This is a genomic window from Streptomyces sp. NPDC054863, assembly GCF_053610825.1.
Map to the genome: position 1 here is coordinate 1 of NZ_JBSGZD010000425.1, position 4924 is coordinate 4924.

A 4924-nucleotide genomic window follows, 5' to 3' on the forward strand; every position below is an offset into this window, starting at 1 on the left:
GCGACGACCTCGCCGGGGTGGATGGAGAAGTCCGCGCCGTCGAGGGCGGGGGTCGTGCCGTACGCCTTGTGCAGGCCGGTGGCGGTGAGGAGGGAGCCGGCGGGGGCCCGGGGGGTGGTCGGGGGAGTCATCGGCGTATCTCCGTGGCGAGCCGGTCCAGGCGGGCGGCGGTGAGTTCGAGCCAGCGCAGGTCGGCTTCGAGGTGGAACAGGGCGTGGTCGCAGATGAGCTGGTCGGCGAGGTCGCCGCCGCGCTTGCGGTCGGTGAGGATGCGCATCAGCCGCAGGTGCTCGGAGCGCTGGACATCCAGGAGGGCGTGCGCGTTGCGGTCGGTGAGGAGTGCGAGGACGACCTTGGTGTACAGGGTCGACTGGAGGTACGGCTCCGGCTTCTCGGGCTGGGTGAGCCACTGCCCGACGTCGGTGATCCCGGCGTCGGTGATGGCGTACCGCTTGCGCTCGGGGCCGCTGGCGGACTCGGTGCCGTCGACCTCGACGAGGCCGTTCTTCAGCAGCCGGGACATGGTGGAGTAGACCTGCCCGTAGTGCAGCGGGCGGTCGTGGCCGAACTTCTCGTCGAAGGCCCGCTTCAGGTCGTAACCGTGGCAGGGGCCGGCCTCCAGGAGGCCGAGCAGGGTGTGACCGATGGACATGCGGAGCACTGTACCTGATGTGTATACGTCGAGTGTATAGATGGGGAAAGGAAGGTGGGGAGCGGTCGGAACCGCCCCCCACCTGCTAGTTCTCGCCCTGTTCCGAAGGAGGCTGCTTCGGTGGCCGCCCCCGGCGGGGGATCGGCCCCGTGTGCTTCGGGAGCCGGCCCGAGTCGGTGAGCGACTTGCGGAGCAGGAACTCGATCTGGGCGTTCGCGCTGCGGAGCTCGTCGGACGCCCAGCGCGCCAGGGCGTCGTACACCTTGGGATCGAGCCGCAGCAGCACCTGCTTGCGGGCCTCGCGCCGGGGTTTGGGAGCGGGCTCTTCCCCGTCGGTGTCCGCGCCGGTGTCCGCGCCGGTGTCCTCGCTCACTGGTAGAGCGAGCCCGTGTTGATGACCGGCTGGGCCGCCCGGTCGCCGCACAGCACGACGAGCAGGTTGCTCACCATGGCCGCCTTGCGCTCCTCGTCCAGCGTGACGATGTCCTGCTCGGTGATGCGGACCAGGGCCTGCTCGACCATGCCGACGGCGCCGTCCACGATCAGCTTCCGGGCGGCCACGACCGCACCGGCCTGCTGCCGCTGGAGCATCGCGGAGGCGATCTCCGGGGCGTACGCGAGGTGGGTGAAGCGGGACTCGATGATGTGGACGCCGGCCGCCTCGACGCGGGCGTGCAGCTCGACCGCCAGCTTCTCGGTGATCTCGTCGGCGTTGCCGCGCAGCGAGAGGCCCTCTTCGTCGTGGGAGTCGTACGGGTACTCGATGGCGATGTGCCGTACGGCGGCCTCGGTCTGGGTGGAGACGAACTCCAGGAAGTTGTCCACCTCGAAGCAGGCCTGGGCGGTGTCCTCGACGCGCCACACGACGACCGCCGCCAGCTCGATCGGGTTGCCGTACGCGTCGTTGACCTTCAGGACGGCGGTCTCGTGGTTGCGGACCCGGGTGGAGATCTTGTTGCGGGAGGTCAGCGGGTTGACCCAGCGCAGACCGTCGGTGCGGATCGTGCCCCGGTAGCGGCCGAAGAGCTGGACGACGCGGGCCTCGCCCGGCGCGACCATGTTCAGCCCGCTCATCGCGAGTACCGACGCGAAGAAGAGGACGACACCCAGCACGATCAGGGTGATCTTCAGGCCCATGGCGGCGGCGGACGCCCCGACCGCGATCAGGCCCGCGGCGGCGACGATGCCGACCAGGCCGAGCAGGAGCGCGAGGCCGCCCGCGATGCTGTGCGCGGCGAACTCGGTGACGCGCGGTGCGGGCATCTCCGGAAGGTCGTCGGAGGGTGTGTGGGTGGTGGTCGGCATGGTGGTCCCCGTTTCTGTGCGTCTCCGCGCCGGTCAAGGCCGACGCGTCTAGCAAAGTGATATCACTTTATCGCGGATTCCCGCGACTGCACAGGTGCGGAACAGGTGCCGCACAGGCACCGCACAGGCGCTGTGAGAGTGCTGTGCGAGCACTGCGCAGGCCGCGCTGCGACCGCGCGGGTCCGAGTCGCATCCGCATAGGGCCGTAAATCGGACGGGTTTCCTCAACTTCGCTCACTCCTGGCAACCTTTGGGCACTCTTGTTCGTCGGTTCCCCTGAGGGGGGTGCTGATTGTCACGTCCATAAAAGATGTGATTGGCACCAATTTGTCCTTTCCGTCGATGTTAGCTTTCTGAGCTGATCCGGCGAGTGTTCGGTGAGTATCGCGAGTGACGACTGAGAAGCGGAGCAACTGACCAATGGGCCGAGCGGATGCGCGCAGGGCCCGGCAGCGCGGGTCGCGCCGGGGCGGGACTGCCGGGAGGAGCGGAATACGCCGCTTCTTCACCTGGAAGAAGATGCTGGGCACGTTCCTCGGTGTCTGTCTGCTCGGGATGGGAGCCTTCCTGGCGCTCTACATGTCGATCGACATCCCGGCCACCGGCAATGCGTCGGCGACGAGTCAGAGCAACGTCTACAAGTACAGCGACGGCTCGGTCCTCGCCCGTACCGGCAGCGACGGCGGTCCCAGCCGGGAGAACGTCGACCTCGACAAGGTCCCCGAGGACGTCCGGTGGACGTTCGTCGCCGCCGAGAACATGTCGTTCTACGAGGACGAGGGCATCGACTTCAAGGGCACCGCCCGCGGTCTGCTCAACACGATCACCGGCAAGGGCAAGCAGGGTGGTTCGACGATCACCCAGCAGTACGTGAAGAACTACTACCTCACGCCCGACCAGACGATCAGCCGCAAGCTCAAGGAACTGGTGATCTCGCTCAAGGTCGACGACGAGAAGTCGAAGGACGAGATCCTGCTCGGCTACATCAACACCAGCTACTACGGGCGCGGCGCCGCCGGAATCCAGTCCGCCGCCCAGGCGTACTACGGCAAGGACGTCGGGAAGCTGACCGTCGAGGAGGGCGCCTACCTGGCGGCCCTGCTCCAGGCGCCCAGCAGCTACGACGTCCTCACGGCGACCCCGAAGAGCAAGGCGCTCGTCATCGAGCGCTGGAACTACGTCCTGGACAACATGGTCAAGATGGGCCGGCTCAAGCAGGCCGACCGGGCCACCATGCAGTTCCCCAAGGTGATCAAGAAGCAGCCCGCGCCCGGCATGAAGGGCCAGGTCGGCTACCTCGTCGAGGCGGCGAACCAACTGCTCAAGGCCCGCTACGAGATCGACGACAAGCAGCTCGCGGCCGGCGGCTGGAACATCACCCTCAACATCGACAAGAAGCGGCAGAAGGACCTGGAGAAGGCGGTCGAGCGCCGCCTGGAGTCCAAGCTGGACCGCAAGGGCAACAAGGTGGACGCGACCGTCCAGGCGGGCGCCACCTCGGTCGACCCGAAGACGGGCGCCGTCGTCGCGCTGTACGGCGGCGAGGAGTTCATCAAGCACCAGATCAGCAACGCCACCCGCACCGACTACCAGCCCGCCTCCACCTTCAAGCCGTTCATCTTCACGTCGGCCCTGGAGCACGACTCGGAGACGCAGGACGGTGAGGAGATCACCGCCAACACGCTCTACGACGGCACCAGCAAGCGGAAGGTCGTCGGCAGCGACGTCCCGTTCGCGCCCCAGAACGAGGACGACGAGGACTACGGCGACATCACCGTCCAGAAGGCGACGGCCAAGTCCGTCAACTCCGTCTTCGCGCAGATGATCGTGGACGTCGGCGCGGGGAACGTGAGGGACACCGCGCTGCGGGCGGGCATGAAGGACCGCGGCGACTTCGGCAAGGCCCCCGCGATGTCGCTCGGCACGATGAGCGCCAACACCATGGACATGGCGGGTGCGTACGCGTCCCTCGCCGCCCACGGCAGGAAGATGACGCCCTCGATCATCAAGGTCGCCACCCACAAGGACCGCGACGACCTCAAGCCGCAGGGCATCAGCGACTCCGGCGGCGTCGACCGGCAGGCCGCCGACACCACGACCTCGGTCCTCCAGAACGTGATGAAGGAGGGCTCCGGCAAGAAGGCCGACAGCGACGAGTACCAGGCGGCAGGCAAGACCGGTACGTCCGAGGAGAACAAGTCGGCCTGGTTCGCGGGCTACACCCCGAAGCTCTCCACCGTCGTCGCGCTCTTCGGCCAGGACCCCAAGACCGGCGGTCAGGTCAGCCTCACCGGCACCGCCAACGCGGGCCGCGCCAACGGTGGCGGTTTCCCCGCCGAGATCTGGCGCGAGTACACGCTGGGCGCGCTGAGCGACAAGGAGAAGGCGGCCGAGTTCGACCTGGAGGTCAAGGAGGGCGCCGAGTACCGCACGCCGCCCCCGCCCGTGGAGACCACTCCGCCTCCCACCAAGTCCCAGGAGCCGGAGAAGCCGGACCACACGCCTCCGCCGAAGCACACGCCCCCGGCGCACACCCAGCCGCCGCCCACCCCGCCGGGCGACAACAACGGTCAGGACGGCGGCCAGAACGGCGGTCAGGACGGCGGCCAGAACGGTGGCCAGGACGGCGGTCAGAACGGCGGTCAGGACGGTGGCCAGAACGGCGGCGAACCCGACCCGGACCCGGGCACCGACCCCGGCGGCAACGCGGGCACCATCGAGGGCAACGACGTCGGCGGCCAGCCCGGCGGCAAACCGGGCGGCGGCCAGAACGCGGGCAACGACGGCGGGCAGTGGCAGTAGTGCCGTAGCCCGTAGCCCGTAGCCCGTAGCCCGTAGCCCGTAGCCCGTAGCCCGCAGCCCCTGGCTCCGCAGCCCGTAGCCCGTAGCCCGTAGCCCCTGGCTCCGCAGCCCGTAGCTCCCTGGCCGTACGACTGCACAGAAGCGGCGGCCCCCACCCTTCCGGGA

The 4924-nt window shown here is 68.5% G+C and carries 4 protein-coding genes and 1 pseudogene; 1 reads left to right on the forward strand and 4 read right to left on the reverse strand.

Annotated elements, in window-relative coordinates:
• The 4 genes and pseudogenes from ACWGIG_RS36875 to ACWGIG_RS36890 all read right to left on the reverse strand — a co-directional run.
• Nucleotides 1–131: pseudogene (locus ACWGIG_RS36875) on the reverse strand (ABC transporter ATP-binding protein); the annotation flags it as partial.
• The gene (locus tag ACWGIG_RS36880; protein WP_453326083.1) at nt 128–652 is read right to left on the reverse strand and encodes a PadR family transcriptional regulator; all 525 of its coding nucleotides are present in this window, start codon (nt 650–652) and stop codon (nt 128–130) included. The gene ACWGIG_RS36880 and the pseudogene ACWGIG_RS36875, both read right to left, overlap by 4 nt.
• 85 nt (nt 653–737) lie before the next feature.
• On the reverse strand, nt 738–1025 hold the full coding sequence (locus ACWGIG_RS36885) for a hypothetical protein (RefSeq protein ID WP_453326084.1): 288 nt from the start codon (nt 1023–1025) through the stop codon (nt 738–740).
• On the reverse strand, nt 1022–1957 hold the full coding sequence (locus ACWGIG_RS36890; protein ID WP_453326085.1) for an SPFH domain-containing protein: 936 nt from the start codon (nt 1955–1957) through the stop codon (nt 1022–1024). Before ACWGIG_RS36890 ends, ACWGIG_RS36885 begins: the two co-directional genes overlap by 4 nt.
• A gap of 420 nt (nt 1958–2377) precedes the next feature.
• On the opposite strand from ACWGIG_RS36890, the gene ACWGIG_RS36895 reads away from it, so the two are divergent.
• The gene (locus ACWGIG_RS36895; RefSeq protein WP_453326086.1) at nt 2378–4759 is read left to right on the forward strand and encodes a transglycosylase domain-containing protein; all 2382 of its coding nucleotides are present in this window, start codon (nt 2378–2380) and stop codon (nt 4757–4759) included.
• The last annotated feature ends 165 nt before the right edge of the window (nt 4760–4924 follow it).

Bases quoted from the DNA above. Each gene is read 5' to 3' on its own strand.
- ACWGIG_RS36880 (WP_453326083.1), bottom strand. From the start codon at position 652: ATGTCCATCGGTCACACCCTGCTCGGCCTCCTGGAGGCCGGCCCCTGC.
- ACWGIG_RS36895 (WP_453326086.1), top strand. From the start codon at position 2,378: ATGGGCCGAGCGGATGCGCGCAGGGCCCGGCAGCGCGGGTCGCGCCGG.
- ACWGIG_RS36890 (WP_453326085.1), bottom strand. From the start codon at position 1,957: ATGCCGACCACCACCCACACACCCTCCGACGACCTTCCGGAGATGCCC.